We start from the raw sequence: 24,517 nt of genomic DNA, 5'->3' as shown, positions 1-24,517 counted from the left end.
GACGAGCATGAGCAAGACGGCACTGATTTTCTGGGGCGGATGGGAGGGTCACACGCCGGCCCGCAGCTCCGCTGTCGTCAGCGAGATATTGACGGGGCATGGCTTCGAAGTGCGGATAGAAGAGGGCACATCGGCGCTCGCCGATCCGCAGCTCCCGGCCATCGATCTGATCGTGCCGGTGATCACCATGTCGACGATCGAGAAACCGGAGCTGCAAAACCTCACCGCCGCCGTCAGCGGCGGAACCGGCCTTGCCGGGTTCCACGGCACCATGGGCGACAGTTTTCGCAACGAGCCGGCCTATCAGTTCATGACCGGCGGCCAATGGGTCGCGCACCCCGGCGACATCATCCACTACCGTGTCGACATCATCAGCGACGATCCGATCGTCAGGGGTATCGAGGGTTTCGCCTACCATTCCGAGCAGTATTACATGCATGTCGACCCGAGCAACGAGGTGCTGGCGACGACGACGTTCAGCGGTGAGCATCTCGACTTCATCGACGGCGTCGTCATGCCCGTGGTCTGGAAGCGCCGCTACGGCAAGGGCCGCGTCTTCTTCAGCGCGCTCGGCCACACCGCGGATGAGTTTTCCGTCCCGCAAATGCGCACCATCTTCGAGCGTGGGGTGCTGTGGGCCAGCCGATAACCGGGGCCTGTCCGAGCAAGCAACGGCGATATCACGCCTCCGCTACTCGCTAAGCCGCGGCTAACGCTCTATGCTGGCTGAGGTCACGGCGTTCGACCGCCGTCATCGCAACTGAAATGTGTTGTCACGGGGGACATGCATGTTCGGGGTCGTCGGATTAGTAAGGCATGGAAAGTCGTCGCAGCGCTGGCGTCGGCCCGCTCTGGTGGTCGTGGTGTTCGGTCTGTTGCTGCTTGCGCCGCAGGCGGCCAACGCGCAGCCGAACTGGACGCTCGATCCGGCGAATTCGACGCTCACCTATCAATCGGTGAAGAAGAACACCATTGTCGAAACCAACAAGATCAGGAACCTCTCGGGCACGCTGACATCGGATGGCGCCGCCAAGGTCACGTTCGACCTCAACTCGGTCGACACCGGCATCGACCTTCGCAATGTCCGCATGCGCTTCCTGTTCTTCGAAACCTTTAAATTCCCGACGGCGGAAGTGACGGCGAAAGTCGATCCCGCCGCTTTTGCCGATCTCGCCACCAAACGGCGCATGAGCGCGCATATCCCGTTTCGCCTGAGCCTGCACGGCGTCGACAAGGACCTTGAGGCCAATGTCGTGGTCACCATGATCACCGACAGCATGGTGTCGATCGCCTCGGAGGCGCCGGTCGCCGTGCATGTCGAGGATTTCGGCCTGTTGCCCAACATCGAAAAACTCCAGCAGGCGGCCAATGTCAGCAGCATCGTCCCGACGGCTTCGGTGTCGTTCGACTTCGTCTTCACCGCTGATGGGGCCAAGCCGGCGGCGGCGCCTGCCGTCGCAGCCCCAGCCGATGCCGGGCCGGTCGCCACAGATGCAGGCAAGACGTCCTTCAGCGACGATGAATGCCTGAACAGGTTCGAGGTGCTGTCGCGCACCGGCGCCGTCTATTTTCGCCCAGCCAGCGCTCGGCTCGATGAAAAGAGCCGCCCACTGCTGGCCGAGGTGGTCGGCGTCGTCGGCAAATGTCCGAAACTGAAGGTCGAGGTTTCGGGCCATACCGATTCCGACGGGTCGCCGACGGCCAACAAGAACCTGTCGGAACGGCGCGCCAAGGCGGTCGCCGACGCGATCATCGCTGCGGGCATTCCATCGGCGCAGATCACGGCTTCCGGCTATGGCGAGGAAAAGCCGGTGGCGCCGAACGATACGCCGAAGAACAAGGCGCTGAACCGGCGGATCGAGTTCTCCGCCACGCCGCTCGCCAACTGAGCCGGTCCTTAACTGAGAAGGCCCGTCAACCGAAAAGGAATCCGGTGCGTTTGGACATGATTGCAAGTTGCGGCAACTTCATGCGCGGCATCGGCCTCGCGGTGCTGGCGCTTGCGTTGACCATGACCATTACCATGACCGCGGCCAGTGCCGAACGCCGCATCGCCCTGGTGCTCGGCAATTCCCATTACCGGAACGCGCCGGTGCTGCCCAATCCGGTGAACGATGCGCAGGCAATGTCCGATCGCCTGAAGGGGCTGGGCTTCGAAATCGTCTCCGGCCTCGATCTCACCAAGGCGCAGACGCAGGAAAAGATCGCGCAATTCGCGCGGCAGGTGCGTGGCGCCGATATCGCGCTGTTCTTCTATGCCGGTCATGGCCTGCAGGTCTCGGGCAGGAATTACCTGCTGCCTGTCGATGCGGCGCTGGAGGACGAGACCTCGCTCGACTTCGAAGCCGTGCAGGTGGACTTCATCCTGCGGCAGATGTCGCGCGAGACCAGCATCAGGCTGGTGTTCCTCGACGCCTGCCGCGACAACCCGCTCGCCGATGTGCTTGCCAAGGAGACTGGCGGCGACAGCACGGCAAGCAGCGGCCTTGCCGAAATACCGATCGAGAATGGCGGCGCCGGCACGCTGGTCGCCTTCGCTGCCAGTCCCAACCAGCTCGCCTATGACGGACCGGGCGAGCACTCGCCATTTTCGGCGGCGCTGCTTGCCCATATCGGCGAGGTCAACGTCTCGATCACCGAAGCGATGAACCGGGTTACGTCGGATGTGTTCAAGGCCACAGCCGGACGCCAGCGGCCCTGGATCAACGTTTCGCTGACCACCGATGTCGTGCTTCACAAGGTCGATCTCAAGGCGCCGCTGATCGTCGGCGATTCCGGCGCGGCTGCGCCCGAAGGCGATACGCAGGCGCGCACCGGCGCGGCCGCCAATCCGCCGGGTGCGGACGCCGGCGAGCAGGCGCTGGAACAGCTGCGTGAGGAAATTCCGAAGCTGGGCTCGGACGCGCCAGTCCTTTTCGACGTTCCGGTCAATTTCGGCGACCCGGCGATCGACGGCAAGAGCATCGCCCAACTCATCCAGGGCAAGCCGCACTTCAGTCCGGTCGAGGGCCTGGAAAAGTCCGTCTGGGACAACCAGTGCAGCAACTGTCATCAATGGACCGAGGAGCGGCTGTGCGACCAGGCCAAGACCTACGTCACCAATGATGTCTCGGTGTTGCGCCTGCAACACCCGCTGGGCACGCGCTTCAAGGTGGCACTCGGCAAATGGGCGCAAAACGGCTGCAAATGAGACCGCCAACAATGGGTTGGATCAGATTTCAATGAAATCTCATCACGATCCAGAGCAATCAGGCTCGGCGCAGCGCCTCGGTTTCGGCCAGATGGATGCCCATCTCGACAAAGGCGGTGAGCACGGAGAAACGGTCCGCCACCGCAACCCGCGCCAGTCCGGCCAGTATGCCGGCATTGACGGCATGCGCAGCCGGCAGCGGCCGCAGCCTCGACCCGTTGGTCTGCGGCGTCAGGCCATTGATGTGCCGTTGCGCCGCTAGCGCGATCCAGCCGGCAGGCGTGTGCTGCTGCGTCATCGCCGCCCCGGCGACAGCCTCCCGGCGGCTCGCATTGTTGGGGTCGCCGACCCAGTCCTGGATCAGGGCCAGCGTTGCGAGATCCTGCTCTTCGAGCAGCTCGGTCAGATGCCCAAGGCACTCATGGCCCCACCAGATTGCGGCCCGGTCAGGCAGGAGATAGGCGCAAAAGGTAATCGCTTCCTCGGGGATGCGCCCGGCCATCAGCCGGCGGCAGAACTCGAGCGAGGGTTGGTCGGTCGGAACGGCCGTCATGTCCCGGGCGACAGCCGTGTTCGCGGCGAAGAGATCGCGTGCGGTCTGGAATCGAAGCCCGTTGACCATCGCTGCTGTTATCCTCCCCCAGCCCTCACTCAACCCGCCTGCGAGGCGCGGGTCAAGTCTGTCGACCACCACATGTCCATGACGTTGTTCACAGACAAACGCCTCACGGTTTGGTATATTCCACAGCCGACCGTGATCTCGACAGATCATTGTCGAACAGGAAGAGTTGGCCCGGATCCATGGATCGGGCCTGAGTGAAAATCGGATGCTCGAAACGGGAGTAACCGTTATGCAGCGGCACATTTCAGTCTTGGCATTGGCGACCGTGCTTTTCTCGACGCACGTCTATGCCGACCCACTTCAGAAATCGGAAGACATTGTGAAGTTCTTTGCCGGCGCTATCGATCACGGCGCGGCACGCGGGATTTGTGTCGGCACCGAGGACGAGTGCAAGAGCAAGACCAGCCAGAAAGAAAAGCCTCCGGAGAAGACCCGCCTCGATATGCTGATCAATTTCAGCCTGGATTCGTCCGAGCTCGACGCCAAGGCGCGCAGCGAACTCGACGAGTTCGCCAAGGCGCTGAAGGACGATCGGCTGAGCAAGCTGTCCTTCGTCGTCGAAGGCTATACCGACGCATCCGGCTCGGCGACCTACAATGAAGGCCTGTCGCAGCGCAGGGCGCAGTCGGTGACGGCCTTCCTCGAATCCAACGGCATCGAAGCCAACCGCATCAAGGCGGTCGGTCTCGGCGAGGCCAATCCACGCAACCCCGACCCCTACGATCCCACCAATCGCCGGGTCGAGATGCGGGTGAAAGCGCAATAGTGTCGCTGGCTGCGTCTTTTGACAGCATGCTTTTCGTCCTATCGGCCGAGCTCCATCGGCTTTTGACTAGGCTGTTCGTGCCGCATCATCTAGCGAAAATCGCGTCAGTCTCCGGCGCAGGTTCTTGTGGCCTTCCGAATTCGGAAAGTTCCCGCTACCAGCATCGGATGCGCCTTGCGCATTCCTATTCGCCTTTAGAAAACAAACGATAGAGTTCTCCCTCGGCGCCGAACACAATCTCTGAGGGCTGTCCCTGGAGATAAACATAGATGCTGGTCAGGTTGTTGATTGCGTTGCCAAGTCGAATTCCCTTGTAGCCCGGAAACGCGACATCGCTCTCAGACACCATGGAGGTCATTGGGGGTCGGCCGGCTGGACCAACCGCAATCAGTCTGACTTTGGAGTATTCGGCGGTGGGCACTGCGAATATGGCTGGGTACCATTGACCCGCTCGAGGTCTCAATTCTACGATTTTTTCCTCACCTTGCGTGTGGTATCCGACGACAAAATTCTCAACTCTGTCGCCCTCTGCCTTTTTCGGCGTTTTCGACAGGTCGGCAGCAATTTGCTTAGCCCAGTTAGGGTCCTGAAGACTCACCCATAGTCGCGTCGCTATTGCTGAAGGGATCAAACCGCGTTCAATCGGTTGCGGGAATATCCCAATCAAGGGAAAATCACCGCCGCGCGTTCGGAGCGCGCGATCTAAGGCATATGCAATCTCTTCTTGGCAAGGCTCGCTTTCTAGGCTCTGCTTGGTCGCAAAAATAGCCCACGCGTCAGTTCTGGCCGGGTCGGAGATGCCTCTGTCGATCTGATCCCACAAACGTCTTCCAGTGAGCAGTTCAGCTCGATCGTATCTCACATCCAGGCCAAGGTCTTTCAGGGACTGAATGACAAAATCCACGTCCGCGTTCTGGTTGTCTACCCAAGCGTAAGTTAGCCAAAGTCTGGACATCCGATTCCTCTCTCACTAGGAAAGACCAAACCACCATCCATCTGCCGCCACAAGGTTTTTACTCTCCTTCGGCCGAATGCTCTGCACTAGCACTTGATCGCGCGTGAAAGTTCCGGAACTATTTCAGCGCATACGAGGATGACTAGGCGCGATCTCGACTGGATGTTGAAATTTAACAGAAAACGCCGCGCGTCCAACGGACACGCGGCGTTGTTGCCGTTCGATGTGATCGGTCAGTTCTTGAGCACGCCGCCGACCGCTACGCCGGTGCCGAAGATCAGCGCCTTGGTCAGGAAATCATTGTTGTCCCGCGGTGGCGGTTCGTCCTCGCGCACGACCTCGCGGTTGCGCCTTTTCTGCACGAACTGCTGTTGTCGGCGCGGCTTCTGGGCGTACTGCTTCTTGCGTGGCTTTTCCGCCACCGGCTTCAGCGTGCGGGCCTTCTGCACCACCTGTTTTCTCGGCTTGTCCACGCCGGCCTGGTCGGCCTCATGCTTGGCACGCACGGCCTCCATCATCGGATCCGTCTGGATAACCAGGAACGCCAGTTGCTCGCGCGTCAGGAAGGTGGTCGGAGGCAGCCCGTTCCCCTCTTGCCAGTCGCCGATCGCTTGCCGGGTCTTGGCGCCGATATTGCCGTCGACGCGGCCAAGTTCGTTGCCCAGCGCCTCGACGCGCAATTGCAGGTCGATGCGGCCCTGGCGATCGAGACCGATCGCGTTCTCCGTCTCCTCGGTGCCCAGCACCTTCTTCATGTCGTCCGAAATGCCGACCGAGGTGCGCACGGCAGAACCCGAGTTCGCTTCGTCCGCGGCAAGCGCGGCGACTTCCCGTTCCTGGGCTTTCGGATCGTTCAGCGCATCGATGTTGAGCCGCGCCACCGTGGCGAAGCGGCCGTTCGGAAACTGCTCGAGATAGGCTTCGTAGAATGGCGCGGTGTTGCGCTTCGAGGCCTCGTCCCAAAGCCGCTGCTCGACTTCCCACGAAGGCGGTTCGCTGGTGCCGAGAGCAGGAGCGGGCGCTGCCGCGGCGTTCGCGTCATCGGCGGCCGGTTTTACCATCGGTGCGGCTTCGGCGGCCGGTTTGCCAAGGAAGACCTCGCGGCCCAGCGATGCGTTGTGCCATGGCCGCTGGCGGCCTTGCGTGGTCTCGGCCACTTCGCCGCGCACCCGCGTCAGCGCGCTCTGGATCTCGACGCCGGGTTCGGTCAGGTGCCTGGCGAGCGCGGTCGAGTAGGGGCTGTCGACGCCGTTGCCGTCAAAGGCGATGGCGCCCGGGTCGGTGGCATAGGCAATCAGGATGCCGCCGGTGCCGACGCCCTCTGATTTAGGGTCGATCGGCGCCAGGCCGGTGCCCAGCGCGGTGGAGCGGGTCTTCGGCATCGCGACCGCCAGCGTCCGTGCCAGCGGATTGTCGCGGCAGGCATCGAGGATGATGACGCCGACCGCCGGGTCGGGCGGCAGTGCGGCCATGAAGTCGTCGATCTGGACGGTGCGGGTCTTGAGATAGGCAGGTGACGTCAGTTCGGCGTCGACCGGGATCAAAAAGTTCTTGCCGTCGACCTGCATGCCGTGGCCGGCATAGAAGATGACGGCGAGGTCGGCATCGTAGGACTGCTCGGTGAATTTGCTGATCAGGCTGTGCATGCCGGCATTGTCCTGGTCGACACCCTCGATCACCTCGAAGCCGGCATTGCGCAGCGTCGATGCGATCAGGCGTGCGTCATTGGCCGGATTGGGCAATTCGACGGCATGGACGTATTTGCTGTTGCCGATGACCAGCGCGACGCGTTTGACGCCACCGGCATCCGGCGCCGCCGCCTGGACGGTGCCAAGCGCGGTCAACATCAACAGAAAAATTCCGCTCAAAAGGACGGCAAACGCTTTCATGGGATCGGCCCTCCGCCCCAATGGGGCGCGTTATTGATGGCTGCGCATGCTAAATTTCACCAGCGACTGTATCGCTTCTGCCAAAATGGTTGTTGGGCGTATGTGATCCCAGCCACAGTTTTGGTTCACAAGGACCCAAAAACCTTCCCAAATATCCGCAAACATACCATTCGCCGGCCTCAGAACCAATCGGCTTGGCGAAAGCCGGGGCGAACTGCCAGCTCTAGCCCGGCTCAAGAGTATTTTGGATCGAGCCGACCAGTGCCGTTATCGCCTGCTTGTATTTTTCGAACTCCGGCGATGTCTGGCGGACTTCCGTCGTCGTCTGCTGGCCCGCATCGGTGGTGGCGGGCGTCGGCAATTTGCGGCCCATCTTCCGTTCCGCCCAGTCGACGACGTAGCTGGCGGTCTTGCCGGCAAGAAACGGGTTGGCCTGGATAACGGACGAGCCGAGCACGGCGCTCAACTGCGCCGATCCCGGCGACGCCAGCACCTGATGGGCGCCTTCCATACCGAGGAAATGGCAGAGATAGAGCCGGCCGGCGGTGATCTGGTGGCCACGCGCCTTGAGATAGGCTTCGCCCTCGCGCGCCAGATTGCGCACCATCTCACGCGAGATGGTGGCGTCGTAGCGCAAAGCGAGCAGGTCTGCGGTCGACAGCGAGCGCGCCAGTTCGGGACGATAGGTGTTCATCATCCGGATCCAGGTCTTGGATATGAACTGGCCGGCGCCTGTCGCCGAAGACAGCGGGTTCTTGGCCCGCGCGCTACCGCCCGATTCGACGTGGACGATACGGTCGGTCAGCGTTTCGACGGCGGGATCGCTGGAAGTGACGGCGATTGCAGCGGTCACTGTTCCGAGCGGATCGATCGCCTGACCGCTCTGATAGAGTTCGAAATGCAAATGTGGCCCGGTCGACAGGCCGGTGGTGCCGATATAGCCGATAATGTCGCCGGCCTTCACCTTGGTGCCGACACCGCTGGCGATGGCGAATTTCGACATATGCGCGTAGCGCGTCTCGCGGCCGCCGCCATGGGCGATCTTGACCACATTGCCGTAGCCGCCGCCGTCGCCCTGGAAGATGATCTCGCCGTCGAAGGCTGCTGCGATCGGGGTCCCCACGGGTGCTGCCCAGTCGACGCCCTTGTGGATGCGAACAACGCCCAGGATCGGATGCTTGCGCGGCCCGAAGGTCGACGTCATGACACCGTTGACCGGCGTCACCATGCCGTTGGCCACCGTCAGCGAGCGCACCTGGTCATCGCCCGAGACGCAGGAAAACTGGCCGTCGCTCTGCTGGAAAACGAAACAATCCAAGCTCTTTTGCGTGCCTTGGATACCGACATAGAGCACCCGTCCGTCGGTCTCGTTCTTGCCGCGCGGCGTCTGCGAATAGATCAGCACAAGACGCTGGTCCTCGCTGGCGAAAGCATCCAGATCCTGTCCCCGCGACAGATACATGATGGCTTCGCCAATGATGCCGCTCGGCACATTGTTGCGGGCCGCCGTCGAATAGATCGCGTCGAGCAGGCGGTATTGCCGTTTCTGCGTGCCTTCGGTCTCGGCGCCCGAATAATTGAACAGGTCCTCGCGCACCCACGGGTCGACGCCCGACACGAAGGCACCGGCCGCGTTGCGTGTCAGCGTGCCGACAAAGACGTTCCTGGCGTAGATCGAGACCTGCATCAGCGACATCGTCGTGGTCTCGCGCGTCGGCCTAAAGCCGCGCATCGCCACGACATAACCAGGCTGCAGGCCGTCCTTGTCGAACAGCGCCTTCAGCGCCTCGCCGGCAAGCTTTGCGTCGTCGGCGGAAAAATGCGCATCGAGCGCCACGCTGTCCAGGCTGCGGTCGTTGAGGATTTTCACGAAAATGTCCTGGGTCGCCTCGAAGCGCTGGTATTCCGAGCTGACGTTGGCAACGCTGGTGTTGTTTTCGACCGCTGTCTTCTGAAAGGCGGGGAGTGCTGCTTCGCCCTCATCGATGGTCTCGCCCCAGCCGGCCTCGGGGTCATCGGCCGCCGTCGATGCACCCGGAGCGACCTGCGGGTCAGGAGCTGGGCCGGAGGCCGCCGGAGCCCCGTCCGCGCCGGGCGATGGCTTCAGATCGTTCTGCAGGTCATTCTGCGGATCGCCGGTTTCGGCCGGTGGCGCGACCGCGGTCTTCCGCTGCGCCTGGAAGAAGGCGAAATCCTCCTGCGTCGAGGGGATCGTCGTCATGAATTTTTCGCTGGCGCTCAGCATCACGTCGGAGAGAACCATGATCTGAGGGGAGATGCCGGCCTGGTCGAGCTCCGTCGGGCGCGGCATCCCGCGGCTCTTGGCGGCGCCCGCCTCCGGCGCCAGTGTGATCCACATCGGGTCGCCGGCAAGGTCGATGATGGCCGGCACGTAGACCGATGCGTCGGCCGGCACGTCGTCCGAGCCTTCGACGGCTTGCAGTTCCTCGTCTTCGTCGCCGAACGACCAGTAGTCGGCGGTAAGATAAAAGCCGGTGGCAATCGCGGCGAGGACGATTGTCGCCAGGCCAGCCGCCAGCCCGATCCAGATCCTGCGCCTGCGCAGCGCGGCGCGCGCCTGCTTCTTTGCCTTGAAGCTGGTGTCGATGCTGTGCGTCACGGTGCGCTTCCGGTCAGGAAGAAGGTCCAGCGCACCTGTTCCTGCGTGTCGACTTCGAGAAACTTCGCCGCGATATGGCCGCGCTGCCAGCATTCATCGATGCCGCGGATCGAGAACCGCCGCCGCTCGATGCACATGTCGGTGGAGCCTGCCAGAATGGCGTGGCCGAAGACATCCGTCGCGTAGATGTAGATGTAGCGGTTGGTCAGCTCCTCGCGAATGACGTTGACGCATTGATTGGCGCCGATGGTCCACCAGCCATCGGTCTTGTCGGCATCGTCGACCTTCTGACCGACGGCAAGATTGACGACGTCGAGCGTCTGGTTGCAGACGGTGAATTCGGCGCGCGCATGCCCGGTGGAAAGAAGCGCCAGCAACAGCGTCGCGACCGCGCTCGCGGCGAGCTTCACGCGCACGTTCCGGGCAAGCAGGACGGGATCTCGGCGACGGCGTTGCATCGGCGTCGGTGCTAGCCGCCGAGGCGGAAGTATTTGGCGGTCGCCGAAAATGCCGAACTCCTGGCGCCGATCTCGTCGAGGATCCTGGGCAACAGCACCGAGGCCGGCGTCGGCGTTGTGAAGTCCGCCGCCTTTATGTCCTGCGGCCCGGTGATCACCATGATGATCTGCGGCAACGCCTTGCCTGCCGCCTTGTCGGCGGCGCCGAGCCCGATCGGGATCGAGAAGGTCGCCTTGTCGGCTTGTACGACAACATGATCGTCGAGGTTGAACGCGATGCCCCTGTGGTCGATCAGGAACACGCTCGACACCAGCCCGCCATGCGTCATCAGCGTGCCGTCGATCGGCGAGCCGTCCGGCACCGATGTCTGGTCGAGGACAAGCTGCGGCCTGTCGGCCGTGCTCGCGCCCATGAAACGCAGGAAGCCGGTGATCCCGCATTGCGGGGGCTGGATAAGGCGGACGCTGATATCCGGCTCGACATGGAACTTCGCCTGGAATTCCCCAAGCAACTGTTCGAAGGGTGGCACCGACGTGCCGAAGCCCTCGATCGCGACACCCTTGTCGGCGACCGACGTCACCGTCGCAAAAAAACAATCACCACCATTGAAGGCGCGTACCCAGGTGACCCGCTCCGCGGCCGCATCGGCCGGTGGCGGCACCTCCGGCTTGGGCACGTTCATGGCAATGTCGGGCTCTGCCGGCTTGTCGGCCTGCTCACCGCTGGCGATATCGGGCTGGCTCGGCTTAGGCTCCGCGGTCGGTTCAGGCGCCTGCGTGTCCGGCTTGGGCGCCTGCGCGGTCGGTTCAGGCGCCTGCGCCTTGGGCTCGGGCGCTTGAGCGGTGGGTTCCGGCGTCGGTGCTGTGGGTTTGGGGGCCTCGGCCGTCGGTTCAGGTGTTTGCGTGGCTGGCGCTGTCGCCTTGGGCTCTACCGGCGGACTGACAGGCTCGGGGTTCTTCGCGGCATCGGACTGTGACGGGCCGGATGGCGGTTGCAGCGCGACGGTCTTGTCGGTTGGTGCGGCCGGCAGCGGGGCCGTGGCGCTCGACGCGACTGGCGGCGTCGGCTGCGGCTCGACCGGCGCTTTGGCCTGATCTTCAGCCGGAGTCTCCGCTGGTTGCGGCTTTGGCACCGTCTTCTCGACCGGCGCAGTGTCCGAAACGGGCTTGTCAGCGACGATCGGCTTTGTCAGTTCGGGTTGGAGCGGCTTGCCGGTGTCGGTGACGCGAGGCCGGTCTCCGAATCCCACGATACCCGATGCATAGAGCCCTCCAAGCGATACCACGGCCACCGCCGACAGCACCGCGATCGTCAGATTTCTGCCTGTAGTAGCACGCTTCGGTGGTGTGCTTGCTCGCTTGGGAGTTTCAGCAGCCGGTTTCGGGTGCGACAGGTGCGCCGGGCGCACGTGCGGCACGAAAGACGGCTCCGCCGTGCCGCTTGGCGGGGCCGAACCGAAGCCTTGGGCCGGCGAGTCCCCGACCTTCGAGACAGGCCCTGCGGTCTGCCCGGTTCGCGGCAGACCGGGCCGGGGCGCGAGCGATGCCGGCGGCAAGGTCGCGTCGCTGTCGTCGCGCGTCAACCGGGCGATTTCGGCCATGCTGGCCGGTCGATCATCCGGGTCAGGCTGCAGCATCGCTTCGACAATGTCCCTGAAATCGGCATCGATGCCGGAGAGATCAGGGACGGTCCGCCGTTTTTCGACGATCTCGTATTGCGAGCCGCCCATATCGATCGGCTTGCCGCGCAGCGCCGCCGCCAGCACCAGCCCCAGGCTGTAGATGTCGGACTGTTCGCTGACCTCGCCGCCATAGAGCCCGAGTTGCTCGGGGGAGACGTAATTGTATTTTCCGGCAAACTTGCCGCCGATCAGCGTCTCGCCACCGACCGCGGCCGATCGCGCAATGCCGAAATCGATGATCTTTGCCCGCTCGACCCGGCCGCCCGGCAGGATGATGTTGTCGGGCGACAGATCGCGGTGGATGGCGCCGGCCTGGTGCACGGCGCTCAGGCCCGAGGCTAGCCGGTGGCACAGTTTGCGCACATCCGGAGTCGCCATCGCCCCGCCGCGCATGACGTCGTACAGCGACTGGCCGTCGACGAATTCCATCGCCAGATAGGGCCGCCCGATGCCGGGATCTATGGTGAAGACGTGGTAGCGCACGACCGCGTCATGCGACAGATGGTTGAGGATCGAGGCTTCCTTGCGAAACAGCGACAGGATCGTCTGATCGCGGGCGAATTCCGGCAGCACGATCTTGATCGCGACATGATCGCCGGTCTGGATGTTGTGGCCGCGATAGACTTCGCCCATGCCGCCCGACGCGATGCGTTCGTCGAGCTCGTAGATGCCGCTGAGCTGCGTGCCGACGCTGGTATCCGCCATGTTGGGCAATAGCCGGGTCTTGTCGTCGGAGCTCATCGGTCGCGGCCTTCTGCTCGGGACAGGCCATTGCCTTTGTCTCTGATCTTGACCAGAACGATGGTGACGTTGTCCGTGCCGCCGCGCTCAAGCACCATGGAAAGCAGCTTTTCGCAGGCAGCCTGCGGCGCTGCCGAGAGCACTGCAGCCGCAATCTCCGCGTCACTGACATGCGCCGTCAGGCCGTCCGTGCTGAGGATGAAAATGTCGCCGGCAAGGGTCTCTCCCTGCTGGAAGTCGATGGCGATTTCGTCGTTGACGCCGATGGCGCGGGTGATGACGTTGCGGCGCGGCCAGTTCTCCGCTTCGGCCGCGCTGATCGCGCCGCTGTCGAGCAGTTCCTGGACCTCGGTGTGGTCGCGCGAAATCTGCGAGATCGCGGCGTTGCGCACGAGATAGACGCGGCTGTCGCCCGACCACAGGCAGGCGAACCTGCCGTCCATGGCCAGCAGTGCGGCAACGGTGGAGCCGATGGTCACGCCGCGTGAGCGCGAAATCCGGCGGATCTCGGCATGCGCCCGGTTCAGCCGATCCTCAAAGCGGGCGCGCAGATCCGGCGCCGAACTGGCGATGCCGATCGTCGCCAGATGCTCGACAATGCTTGCCGAAGCGACTTCTCCGGCCTCGTGCCCGCCCATGCCGTCGGCCACCACCCAGAGGCCGATCTGCGGCTCGACCAGAAAGCTGTCCTCATTGTGGTCGCGCACGCAGCCCTTGTGGCTCACGCCGTAGCTCTCAAAGGCGGCATCGTTCACTTGCCTACGCTCCGCAACGCCTTGGCTGACGTGCCTGGCCAGTCTGCCACAGCCCCATTCATTAGAGTATCGAAATCTAAGCCGCTGATGACGGACCGTGTGGTGCCGCCGCTGTCTCTGCGTCCTGCAATCGCTGGTCCTGCCATGCAATTCCCCATCAGAAAGCCTTCGGACAGCTGAACGCGGAGAGCGCCGGCAGCGTGAACGGATTACCGTCCTCCCCGGTCTTGATCGTGTAGGCGACATCGCGCCCGCCGATGAGGAAATGCGCTTCGAGACTGTCGCCATTGGCGGTGACCTGCCCCTTGTCCAGCAATCGTTTCAACGCCCAGGGACCGTCGAACTTGATTGCGGACTCGCGGCCGGGCAGCTCCGGCGTCAGGCTGAGACTGGCCGAACCGGTCTTGCCCGGCCACGGAATCAGGCCCGGCGTGTTGCCGGCCTGGGTGGCCTGCAGCACCTGGCCGTCGATATTGAGCAGCGCCATGTCGGCATCGCCATGCAGCGACAGCGGCGTGAAGGTGATGTTGATCGACGGCACCGGCCCGCCGAGCGGAAAGAAAGCCGCGCGGATTTGTGCCGCGAGCTGAAAGTTCTTCAGCGTCGATTTCGCCAGATTGCGGCCGAACCTGGTGTCCTGCTTCCAGTCCCAGTCCTGGCCGCTCATGTCGACCAGCGACGCCAGGTTCTGCGCGAAGAACCGGTCGAGAACCCCGCCTGGAGAAAACAATCTGGCAAAATCCGCCATGGCGACATCGTCGGTACCGGCGGGGGCGAATGGAAAGCGCCCGGCAATCATCTCTTCGCACGGACGGCCGACGGTCTCCTCCAGCATCTCGTTGAGACGCGTGGTCGATGTTTCGGCGACGGTGCCCTCGAAATCGTCCGCCGCCGCGCTCACCATCCTGGCCAGCGCCTTCGGCAGCCGCGAGGCGTTGGCGCGTAGAGTCGATATCTGCAGCTGCAGATTGGCGTTGGCCTGGTCCGTCTGGGCGGGGACATCGGCGGCCAGCCGCACGCTCTGATAGATTTCGCGGAAATTCTGGGTCAGGGCGTCGAGCGGCCGCTGCCCCGGCGCCCCGGCCACCAAAGCCTGGAAAGACCGGAACTGGGCTTCGATGTTGGCGCCGGGATCCTTGTTCTGGGTGCTGACAAAGGCGGTCCCGGCCCTGCTCTGCGATTTGCGCGCCGCAATCTCGATGCCGATGCGGGCGAGGCCCTTGGCGCGCGCGGCGGTTTCCTGGTCGCTGTCTTGAGACGGCGCAGCCGGATTGCGCTCTTGCGTCAAAGCTGTTTCGCGCGCGATCGCCTCGAACAGCTGCATCAGCGGCGAACTCGGTGATCCCGCTGCGGACAGCGCCAGATATTGCGGTTTGTCGGCGGCCATTGCCTTGAACTTCAACCTGTCGAGCACCTCGTTCCACGCCGCCGCAAAGCCCTTGCCATAGCGATCGAGCAGCTCCGGGCCGAGCTTGAGCAATTCCTGGTCGAAACCGCCTTGCTCGCCGCTCGAGCCGATCACCCATTGATCGTCGACCAGCGCCTGCGCGCTCCTGGCAAGTTGCGCCAGATAGAAGTCGAAGCCGGCATGGGTGTAGAGACCGGGGACGCGAAGGCCGGCGAGATCGTTTCCGTCATTGCGCTCGAACAGCATCGGCGCTTCCGGGCCGGCTTGCGAGGCCACCGAAAAATCGTCCAGCGCCGCCGCATAGGTGGCCGACTGGATGAGAGCGGTGGCGCGATCGGCAAGGCTCATGCGGCCGAGCGAGCGCTGGGCGGATTCGACCAGCGTGCGGTTGAGTTCGAACGAGGGATCCTGGTCGTTGTCGAGCGCCAGCATGGCGCGCAAATGCTTCTCCAATTGCGCCCGGCCGTCGCGATTGTGGGCGCCGGGATAGCGGTTCTGTTCCCAGTCCCGTTTCAGCCAGGTGACGACCAGCTCGTCATCCACTTTCGGCGCCTTGCCGCCCAGCATCAGGTAAATCTTCAGCGGCTCGTACAGCGCCATCGGATCGGCCATCCTGGCCTCGATCGTGCGTTCGAGCTGGAACAGCAGGCGCGAGCGGAACATCCGCTCCAGCCCCTGCCGGTAGGCGGTCTCGGAGGCCGAAAGGATACGCTCACGCTGGCTGAGGCCGAACGTCGCCGTGGCCGGGGTGGGCTGGTCTCTCGTATCGTAGCCGGCCGGCAGGCCGCGCAGCGCATCGAGCGCGCCGATGACGGTTTCGAGGTCGGCATCCGACACCGTCGTGCTGGCCAGCAGCGGCGCGGCTGTCGCGCGGTATTGGCCTGCCGCCTGGCCGGTCGCGGCGACCAGCGATTTGTTGGTCGTAAAGCTCAGGCCGAGAACGCCAAGCGCGGCGATCGCTATGGCCGCGATCGCTGTCAGGCCGGCGTAGCGGGCGATCGCAACGCGCCTGTCGGCCGCCCTGTCATAGGACACCCAGCCGGACTCGGCGAAAATGACGCGGCTCAACAGATCGTGCAGGAAGAAGCTTTTGCCGGTGCCGGAAAGATGCGCCTGGGCACTCCTGCCGAAACTGCGGCCTATGCTGCCCAGCAACTGGTCGATCGGCGTGCCTTCCTGCGTGCCGGAAGAAAAATACAGGCCGCGCAGGGGGGCGTTCAGCTGCTTGCGCGTCGGCTCGAAAACGCCCTCGAGGAAATGCACGATCCGGCCTTTCAGCGCGCCGAGCTGCGCGGCGAAGCCGAAAATGGCGATGCGCGCGACCGGATCGGTCTCCGCCTGCAGCCGCTCGCTCATCTCTTCGGTCAGGCGCTTCACCAGCGCGTCGAATTCGGCTGGCGCTTCCGCGACCATGTTCAGGCCGCGCTCGGCGGTCTGGAAGGTCGCGCCCCACACCTTGCGCCGGCGTGCTTCGTCGAAACCGCCGAAATATTCCATGAATCCGGAGACCAGGTCGGCCTTGGTGAACAGCACATAGACGGGAAAGCGGACCTTCAGGACCTCGTGGATTTCCTGCAGGCGGCTGCGGATCTCGGCGACACGGGCCGCCTGCTCGCCGTCCGCCATCAGATCGGCAAGGCTGATCGCCAGGATGACGCCATTGATCGGCTGACGCGTCCGGTGCCGCTTGAGCAGCGACAGGAACGCCAGCCAGCTTTTGCTGTCGGTCCGTGCATGGGAATCCTGCGTCGTGTAGCGCCCGGCCGTGTCGATCAGCACCGCCTCGTCGGTGAACCACCAGTCGCAATTGCGCGTACCGCCAACACCCGCCACCGGCTGCGCCTGGCCCGACCCGGCAAGCGGAAAGTTCAGGCCGGAATTGACCAGCGCGGTGGTCTTGCCGGCGCCCGGCGGGCCGATGACGATGTACCAGGGCACGTCGTAGAGGAAGTTGCGCTTGCCGCTCGATTGCCTGAGCGTCGCGACCGCTTCATTCATGCGAGCTTCCAGCACCTTTGCATCGCTGCCGTCATCCTCGGCGCTGGCCATGGCAGCCTCCAGCGCCTTCTGCGCCTTGCGCCTGCGCCAGAACCGGATTGCATAGATGATCGCCACCGTTCCGACGACGATGCCGATGATCGCTGCCCGCAGCCAGATGGGATCCAACGGCCGGGCGCCGGCAAAGCGGATTAACGGGCCGGCGTACCAGACCGCGGCGGCAAAGCCGGCGAGCGCGAGCGCGCTGAAGATGCGCAGCAGCCAGCCGGTCACAGCATCTCCTCCCGCGGGATCATTACATCGACACGGCGGTTTTTGGCGCGGCCCTCCGGCGTTGCATTGTCGGCGATGGGCTCGTCCTCGCCCTTGCCCTCGACCTTTGTCCGCGACGGATCGCTGAAATGCGCTGCGATCATCTTTTCCACCGACTGGGCACGTGCGACGGAGAGGTCGAAATTCGATTTGAAGGCGCTGGTCTTCTTCGGTTTGACGTTGTCGGTGTGGCCGACGATCCGGATCGGCCCGCGCTCCGCGTCGAGAGCCGCCGCGATGCTGGCGGCCACCGGCTCGAACTCCGGCTTGACCTCGGCTCGTCCCGACTGGAACAGCAGGGCGTTGCTGATTTCCACGATGATGAAATCACCCTTAGTGCCGACGCTGACGCCGCCGCCTTCGATCTCCTTGGCCAAGGCAGTGCGGATGCGATCGACCTGCGCAATCGTCGTTGGCGCTGCGACGACTTTCACCTCCTCGGTCAGCGGCACGAAACCGGTGCGCTCGATGGTGACCGGCGTCGCCGGATTGAGCGCCAGCAACTCGCCGGCAACAGCCTCGCCATCATGGGTGATGAGCACGCGCAGCGTGAAAAAGGCTGCGGTCAAAACTGCCGCGGTTGCAGCGGCTATGGCCCAGAGCGGAACCCGCCTGGAGCCTTGCGCCGATGTGACCGACAAGCCTTGCCAGCGCGGCGAGATGTCGTCGTCACCGAGGACGCGGAAATAGGCTGATGTCTCGTAGACGTCGCGGCGGACCCGTTCGAGGCTCTCGCGCGGCTGGCCGCGATACTGGCCTTCGAAGCCAAGCGACAGGCAGACATGCATCAGCTCGATGAGATTGCGATGAGGTTCCGGCGTCGCCAGCACCGTGTTCAGCGCCTGGAAAAAACCGGCGCCGGTGGGTTTGACCTGGAAGAAGCGCTGCAGCATGGCGTGCTGCGCCCACGCATCCCGGCTGGAACCGGGCAGATTGGCGACGATATCGTCGGCGGTTTCGCAAAGCACATAGCTGGCGATGCGCGCATCCTCTTCCGAGGTATCGGTCCTGGCGATCTTGCGGTCGAAATCCTCGATCAGGCCGGCGACATGCTGCGCCAGCGGCTCGGCCGGTCTTTCGACAGCCATCAGCCGCAGATGCCCAAGCAGTATCAGCAAGGGCGCCGCGGCAGCGACGATCGGGTTGGCCGCGCCATAATCGACGGCATCGCTGGCGCCGAGCAGCGCATCCCATGGCGTTTTCCCCGCCGTCCCGGCTGAGCCGTGAACGGGCGGATCGGCCGGCGCGTTGGCGAAGGGCGTTCCCTGATAGATCACCGTCCCCGTGACGTCGGGTGGCGGCTGGCGGCCGGCGTTGGGGTCGAAAACCGTGGGTTCCGGGACGCTGGCAGGGGCGATCACCGTACTGCCGGGGGCCGGCGCATCGCGGGCGAGAACCGTCTTTTGCTTGCGGCCGGGATTGGGGCGGCTGGGGCGGATGACGGTTTTGCCGGTCGGATCGAAAGGATCATCCTTCGAGCTCATCGCCGATCCCTGCCTCTACGCCCGCGCGCCGCGACGCACAGCGCCATGTCCGCGCGAACGCGGACCGCAGGACGCTATCTCGCCGTGACATGACATGTGCCGCAGACCCCCGAGGTCGACCAACCGTACCCGCGTGCTCAATCGTCGTATGTGATCGTAGTCTCAGAAGGTTGCGATGGAAACCCGGCGCAATTTTGGTGGCCGGCCCGTGCTCGGGTCGCCTTCACGGTGTCTTCAGCGGTGCGCGGGCTTAGCCCTTGCCAGTCTTCTGCTTGGCGGCCTTGGCATAGGCTTCGCTGAAATAGGTGAGGAATATGTCCAGCATGCCGTTCTCGTGCGCTTCCTCCTTGGCCCGCCAGGTCGCGACCAGTGCGTCCCAGGCGCGCGTCTTCTTCGAGGCAAAGGAGGATGGCGGCAGTTTTTTCGCAATCGCCTCGGGCGACAGATCGTCAAGCAACCGCGACAGCGCTGCCTGCATGGCGGCGAAGGTGGCGAATTCATGCGTTTTGAGGTCGTGGAAAGCGTCTTCGATGCTATGCCGGGCATCGAGATAGCCGGCCCTGCGCCGCGCGAACATGATGTCGAGGATTTCGTCTGTCCCGGGCACGAACTTCAGCGGATTGTTGTCGGCGGAATTGATCATGGTGCGGTCGCTGGTCTTGGCCAGGACTTTCGCGGCGGCGCGCGCCTTCAACAGCAGCACCAGTTCGTCGACGACGATGCGCAGCACCGCGCCGATCTCGCCGGCCACCTCCTGCGGCTGGCGCAGCAAAAGCACCTCTGGCGGAATGCCGGCGCCGGCGGCAATCGCGCGCAGGATCTCGTCGGCTTGCTGCGGCCGGCTGGAGAGCGAAGCGGGCGGCGCGGTCGGTGACCGTGGCGATGCGGCATGGTCTGGAAAGGATCCAACGGGCATCTGCCGTTGCGTCGAACCATGGCCACCGAAGGCTGGGTTCCCGTCATCGATCGATACCGAGACGATATAGCGGCCGATCCGGAGCCGGTCACCTTGCGCCAACCGGTGCGGGTCGGTCAGGCGCTGGCTCGACCCGTTGACGAATGTGCCGTTGCGCGAGACGTCGTGGAGAAAAAAAGCGCCGCCTTCGTAGCGGATTTCGCAATGCCGGCCGGAGATGAACTTGTCCGGATCGGGCAAGGTCCAGGCACAGTTCTCCCGCCCAATCTCGAAGCCGCGGTCGCGCGATGCGTATCCGGGCGGCAGCCCGGCAGGCAGGACATCGACATTGCTGATCTGCAGACTGATGAACATGCGCTATGGACCGTCGACCGCTGCCGTTTCCATTGATCCGATGTGCCACAGTCTAGCAGCTTGCGGGCACAGCGGGAGAGCGGCGTTTCACACTGGCGAAAGCGGCGCAAACAGCAACGGCCTGCCGCTTGTCCTCTTTGGTCTGCCATAGAACATGTGGTAGGCTCAACATGGCTTGGGTGGCAAGTTGCGAAATATCCCTGAACGTGAGGTCGTTAACACAAGAAGGGCTTCGAACCTGCCACACTAGCGCTCAGGAGGGGCACGACCCATGCCGAGTGAACAACGCGCCGCGCTTGTGCAGACGCCGGTCGGCGCCGAGCTGTTGACCTTTACGCATCTCGTCGGCCGCGACGAGATCAGCCGCTGCCTTGCCTACACCGTTGGATTTGTCTCGACCAATGCCGATGTCGACCCGCTGAAGATGCTGGGCGGCACCGTTTCGATCGAAGGGGAGGCCGACCCCAAGCGCTGGTTCAGCGGCCTCATCGCCGAGTTTCGCCTTACCCGCATCGAAGATCGGCTGGCTCACTATGAGGCGGTCGTCAGGCCGTGGCTGTGGTTCCTCGGCAATACCACCGACTGCCGCATCTTCCAGGACAAGACTGCCGTCGAGATCGTGGAGGAGATTTTCTCCAAATATGGCGGCATCGCCAAGTTCGAGAAGCGCTTGCAGGGCTCCTATCCGCCGCGCGAATATTGCGTGCAGTACGACGAGAGCGACCTCGATTTCGTGCAGCGGCTGCTCGAGCATGAAGGCATAATGTACTTCTTCGAGCATGCCGAGGGTGAGCACACACTGATCCTGGCCGACGCCATGAGCAAGCTGAAGCCAGCGCCGGGCTATGAGACGGTGCTCTATCAGTTCGAAGGGCAGGGCTCGCGCCGCGACGTCGAGTACATCACCGACTGGATTCCAGGCAGCGCGGTGCGCCCCGGCGCCTATGCCCACACCGACTATGACTTCGAAAAACCCGCCGCCGATTTGATGGCGAAGTCGGCGCAGCCCTTCGGCCACAAGCAGGCCGCGGGCGAGAACTATCGCCACCCCGGCGCGCATCTGGAAGTCGGGCGCGGCGACAGCCTGGCGGCGATCAGGCGCGAAGAAATCCAGGCGCCACACCTGCGCATTGCCGCCGTCGGCACGGTGCGCGGCCTGTTTTCCGGCTGCACCTTCAAGCTCGACGGCTTTTCGCGCGACGACCAGAACAAGGAGTATCTGGTGATCAGCGCCGAGTACCGGCTGTTCGATCCGGGCTATCGCGCCGGCGTCGACACCGATGGCGAGAATTTCAAGGTGGTGCTCGGTGTGGCGCCGACCTCAGTTGCTTATCGGCCGCCGCGCATCACGCCAAGGCCGATCATGCGCGGCCCGCAGACGGCGACCGTGGTCGGTCCGTCCGGCGAGGAGATCTTCACCGACAAATATGCCAGGGTGAAGGTGCAGTTCCACTGGGACCGCCTCGGCAAGAAGGACCAGAAGAGCTCCTGCTTCGTGCGGGTGTCGCAGACCTGGGCAGGCAGCGGCTGGGGCTTCATCCAGATCCCGCGCATCGGGCAGGAAGTCATCGTCGATTTCATCGAAGGCAATCCCGACCTGCCGATCATCACCGGCAGGGTCTACAACGCCTCGCAGATGCCGCCCTACGGGCTGCCGGGCAACGCCACGCAATCGGGCTGGAAGTCCAACTCGTCGAAGGGCGGTGGCGGCTACAACGAGCTGATGTTCGAGGACAAGGCCGGCTCCGAACTGGTCAACTTCCAGGCGCAGAAGGACCACCACCTTCTGATCAAGCACGACCGCAACAAGACGGTGCAGCACGACCAGTCCGACCGCATCGACCACGACGCCAAGCACTCCGTCGGCCACAACCTCGACGAGGACGTCGGCAACAACAAGACGGTCAAGGTCGGTGTCGACCAGACCACCAATATCGGGTCGAACGACACCGAGACGGTGGGCAAGAACCGCTCACTGACGGTGGGGGTCGATGAGACGATCAACATCGGCTCGAACTCGACCGAGACGATCGGCGCCAACCACACCCAGACCGTCGCGATCGTCCAGACGATCACGGTCGGCGCGGCGCGGGTCGATACCGTTGGGGCCTCCGAGACCCGAACCGTGGGCGGTCCGCAGGCGAACACGATCGGTGCGACGCGGTCGGTCACTGTGGGCGCGGCTCAGAGCCACACCATCGGTGCGGACGACAGTTGGCAGGTTTCGGCCGGCCAGAGCGTCCAGATCGGTGCCGATCAGAGTTTCAAGATCGGCGGTGCACAGGCTACGGACGTAGGCAAGGACCGCAGCACCAAGATTGCTGAAGGCGATTCCACCGAAGTCGGCGGCGACCGGGCTCTCAAGATCGCTAAGGGCAGCGCTGTCGAAATCGGTGAAGACGGCGCAATGAAGATCGGCAAGAGCCTGCTGATCGAGGCGGGCGACTCCATAATGATCAAGTGCGGTTCCGCGGGAATTGCTTTGAAGAAGGACGGGACGATCACGATCGAAGGAAAAGACATAACCGTCGTAGCTTCGGGTGAGATTGGCGTCAAAGCTTCGAAAGACATCACCATGAAGGGCAGCAAGATCAACCAGAACTAGGACTCGCTCGCTATGACTAGGACCATTGGGAAGACCAAAACCATTGAGAAGATCGAAGGGGTGGTGATCGGTGTTTTCCTGGGCTTCGGCGAGGAAGCACCGTTGGTGGTTTTCCCCGGCAACCCGAAGCAAACTGCGATTCCGGCCCGTAGTTTGACGGAACTCAACTCATCGATGATCGGAGTTGAGGTGGCATTGCTGTTTCAGGAGGGCGATCCGGGACGGCCGCTTATCGTCGGCCGGATCGTCGAGCCAGCGCGCAAGGTTGCGCCGGCACAGGTCATTCGCGATGGCGAGAGTGTGAAAATCGTCGGCGACGAGCGGATTGAACTGCGCTGTGGCAAGGCGACGATCATCATGGAAAAGGACGGCCATATCACGATACGTGGCACCTATCTGACCAGTCATGCCAGCGCCGTAAACCGTATCCGCGGCGGATCCGTGAATCTCAATTGATGCCGGTGCCTGTCCTCCCGGAAATCGTCCGTCAGCACGCCGAGATGGCGGCATTCCTGTGGACGGTGTATGACTATCACCTGCTTCATCCAGATGAGAACCCTGACATGGACGAGGTGCGTCTCGCGCGCCTCGTTGCAAGGATCGAGGCACATTTGGACGGCTTGAGGGTGGCCGGGCCCGAGGGGCTGGCGATCGCCACAAAAGCTTACGAGGCCTTTCCGGAAGCTGGCGAACTCTTTGTCCTGCGTATGCTCTCTGTTCCCGATCCGCCGCGGATTGCAGCACTCGACCTTGAAAAGGTGCGCGGCTACTTGGCGGCTGGACGGCGGTAGTTGCAGGCCTTTGAGGCTTTTCTCTCCCGGCAGGTTTCACAAAAACCTGCGAGACATATCGATTATTCCGGCATGAAGGCCCTTGTTGTATCCGAACTCGAACCCGACCCACGTCGACCCGTCGAACAAGAAGACTTCCTTCCAACCAACCACAACCAGGAATTCGCTTGATGCCTGCATCGCATAGCCGTAGCCCAACTCTTTGAGCGGAGCGAGCTTCAACCGCTTCTGGACATAGAGGCCGTACTCATCGTCGCCCCAGTAGCGCTTGCCCTTGAACTCGCAAATCGAGAAGAAGTCCCGTTCAGGCGCTTCGATGGCCGCGAGGTCGTCTTCGAAGTACTGGAAACAATAACCGTCCTCGCAACCTATGTTTACAACCCCATCCTCGGCGACTTGAAGCGCATTAATAGAGCGGTTGAAATTCAGAGGAATTCTCTTCCAACCATTGCCGGCAAGGCGAAGCAATGTGCCGTCGTCTCCCGCCACATGAACCGGACCGTTTCGCGGGCCATGCATGGCCCGCAGGAACGATTTGGCGATCGGCTTGATTGTTCGCCACGCATGGCCTTCGGCCACGCACACGGTTCCATGTTCGCCATACAAATAAACTGCGCCGCCCTCCTGATGGTAGAGCTTGTTGAAGAACTGGTCGGGGGTCCCACTGGTCGCATGCGCAGTGCCGTGGAGGAAATGGGTCGTGCCGCCGATTTCCAATGCTACATGGTCGATTGGAGTAGGGCTGACATGCGCGAGGATAAGGTTTGGAACTTCAAGCAGTGTCTCGTAGCGAAGTGTCTTTCCGTCGAACAGAACTTTCAGCAGGTATGAATGCCCGATTTCGTCGTTTTCATCACTTAGCTGAACCGATACACTGAAATATCTCCCCTCAAGATGAAACGCGCTCATTACCTCTACGTCGATCTGATCTGGTTCGAGATTGGCGAGGGGAGTTTTCAAGGCCATTGCAA

General features: G+C 63.1%; 18 protein-coding genes. 7 read left to right on the top strand and 11 right to left on the bottom strand.

Annotated elements, in window-relative coordinates; translation table 11 throughout:
- Nucleotides 1-7: 7 nt before the first annotated feature.
- From NKI96_RS06835 to NKI96_RS06825, 3 genes are all read left to right on the top strand, one after another.
- Nucleotides 8-649, top strand: coding sequence for a ThuA domain-containing protein (locus tag NKI96_RS06835; RefSeq protein WP_023667913.1), 642 nt, complete (start codon nt 8-10; stop codon nt 647-649).
- Between the two features lie 139 nt (nt 650-788).
- Nucleotides 789-1,889, top strand: coding sequence for an OmpA family protein (locus tag NKI96_RS06830; protein WP_023682638.1), 1,101 nt, complete (start codon nt 789-791; stop codon nt 1,887-1,889).
- 56 nt (nt 1,890-1,945) lie between these two features.
- The gene (locus tag NKI96_RS06825; protein ID WP_023667915.1) at nt 1,946-3,190 is read left to right on the top strand and encodes a caspase family protein; all 1,245 of its coding nucleotides are present in this window, start codon (nt 1,946-1,948) and stop codon (nt 3,188-3,190) included.
- A 58-nt stretch (nt 3,191-3,248) separates the two neighbouring features.
- Here the strand turns inward: NKI96_RS06825 and NKI96_RS06820 are convergent, their stop codons facing one another.
- On the bottom strand, nt 3,249-3,881 hold the full coding sequence (locus tag NKI96_RS06820; protein WP_352625537.1) for a DUF6931 family protein: 633 nt from the start codon (nt 3,879-3,881) through the stop codon (nt 3,249-3,251).
- 160 nt (nt 3,882-4,041) lie between these two features.
- Here NKI96_RS06820 and NKI96_RS06815 point away from each other — a divergent pair, with 160 nt between their 5' ends.
- The gene (locus tag NKI96_RS06815) at nt 4,042-4,578 is read left to right on the top strand and encodes an OmpA family protein (protein WP_031214562.1); all 537 of its coding nucleotides are present in this window, start codon (nt 4,042-4,044) and stop codon (nt 4,576-4,578) included.
- A gap of 184 nt (nt 4,579-4,762) precedes the next feature.
- Here the strand turns inward: NKI96_RS06815 and NKI96_RS06810 are convergent, their stop codons facing one another.
- The 9 genes from NKI96_RS06810 to tagH form a co-directional block, all read right to left on the bottom strand.
- Nucleotides 4,763-5,533: a toll/interleukin-1 receptor domain-containing protein gene (locus NKI96_RS06810; RefSeq protein ID WP_352596881.1), complete on the bottom strand. Its 771-nt coding sequence runs from the start codon at nt 5,531-5,533 to the stop codon at nt 4,763-4,765.
- Between the two features lie 233 nt (nt 5,534-5,766).
- Entirely contained in the window at nt 5,767-7,422 is a 1,656-nt protein-coding gene (locus tag NKI96_RS06805; protein WP_352596879.1) for a caspase family protein, read from the bottom strand.
- A gap of 223 nt (nt 7,423-7,645) precedes the next feature.
- Nucleotides 7,646-10,042 carry a M23 family metallopeptidase gene (locus NKI96_RS06800; RefSeq protein WP_352596877.1) on the bottom strand — a complete coding sequence of 799 codons (2,397 nt, stop codon included), beginning with the start codon at nt 10,040-10,042 and terminating at the stop codon, nt 7,646-7,648.
- Complete coding sequence (locus tag NKI96_RS06795; protein WP_352803438.1) at nt 10,039-10,500, bottom strand: DUF1036 domain-containing protein; 462 nt, start codon at nt 10,498-10,500, stop codon at nt 10,039-10,041. The genes NKI96_RS06800 and NKI96_RS06795 overlap by 4 nt, the downstream gene beginning before the upstream one ends.
- Before the next feature lie 11 nt (nt 10,501-10,511).
- Entirely contained in the window at nt 10,512-12,923 is a 2,412-nt protein-coding gene (locus tag NKI96_RS06790; RefSeq protein WP_023714862.1) for a serine/threonine-protein kinase, read from the bottom strand.
- A complete protein-coding gene (locus NKI96_RS06785; protein WP_023714861.1) occupies nt 12,920-13,678 on the bottom strand; it encodes a PP2C family protein-serine/threonine phosphatase in 759 nt (252 codons plus the stop codon). Before NKI96_RS06785 ends, NKI96_RS06790 begins: the two co-directional genes overlap by 4 nt.
- A 157-nt stretch (nt 13,679-13,835) precedes the next feature.
- Complete coding sequence (tssM, locus tag NKI96_RS06780) at nt 13,836-17,357, bottom strand: type VI secretion system membrane subunit TssM (RefSeq protein ID WP_352803435.1); 3,522 nt, start codon at nt 17,355-17,357, stop codon at nt 13,836-13,838.
- Nucleotides 17,354-18,880: a type VI secretion system protein TssL, long form gene (tssL, locus tag NKI96_RS06775; RefSeq protein WP_352803433.1), complete on the bottom strand. Its 1,527-nt coding sequence runs from the start codon at nt 18,878-18,880 to the stop codon at nt 17,354-17,356. The genes tssM and tssL overlap by 4 nt, the downstream gene beginning before the upstream one ends.
- A gap of 250 nt (nt 18,881-19,130) precedes the next feature.
- A complete protein-coding gene (gene tagH / locus NKI96_RS06770; protein WP_023687017.1) occupies nt 19,131-20,150 on the bottom strand; it encodes a type VI secretion system-associated FHA domain protein TagH in 1,020 nt (339 codons plus the stop codon).
- A 271-nt stretch (nt 20,151-20,421) separates the two neighbouring features.
- Between tagH and NKI96_RS06765 the strand changes: the two genes are divergently transcribed.
- The 3 genes from NKI96_RS06765 to NKI96_RS06755 are packed head-to-tail and all read left to right on the top strand — an operon-like array spanning nt 20,422 to nt 23,546.
- A complete protein-coding gene (locus NKI96_RS06765; RefSeq protein ID WP_352803430.1) occupies nt 20,422-22,755 on the top strand; it encodes a type VI secretion system Vgr family protein in 2,334 nt (777 codons plus the stop codon).
- Nucleotides 22,756-22,767: 12 nt separating this feature from the next.
- A complete protein-coding gene (locus NKI96_RS06760; RefSeq protein ID WP_023834867.1) occupies nt 22,768-23,211 on the top strand; it encodes a DUF6484 domain-containing protein in 444 nt (147 codons plus the stop codon).
- Nucleotides 23,211-23,546: a hypothetical protein gene (locus NKI96_RS06755; RefSeq protein WP_023804384.1), complete on the top strand. Its 336-nt coding sequence runs from the start codon at nt 23,211-23,213 to the stop codon at nt 23,544-23,546. The genes NKI96_RS06760 and NKI96_RS06755 overlap by 1 nt, the downstream gene beginning before the upstream one ends.
- A 36-nt stretch (nt 23,547-23,582) precedes the next feature.
- On the opposite strand, the gene NKI96_RS06750 is transcribed toward NKI96_RS06755, so the two are convergent.
- Nucleotides 23,583-24,512 carry a hypothetical protein gene (locus NKI96_RS06750; RefSeq protein WP_352803426.1) on the bottom strand — a complete coding sequence of 310 codons (930 nt, stop codon included), beginning with the start codon at nt 24,510-24,512 and terminating at the stop codon, nt 23,583-23,585.
- Nucleotides 24,513-24,517: the final 5 nt, after the last annotated feature.

The organism is Mesorhizobium sp. M0292 (assembly GCF_040321695.1).
In the GTDB taxonomy this organism is placed as follows: domain Bacteria; phylum Pseudomonadota; class Alphaproteobacteria; order Rhizobiales; family Rhizobiaceae; genus Mesorhizobium.
This window is presented reverse-complemented; position numbering and strand designations above follow the sequence as displayed.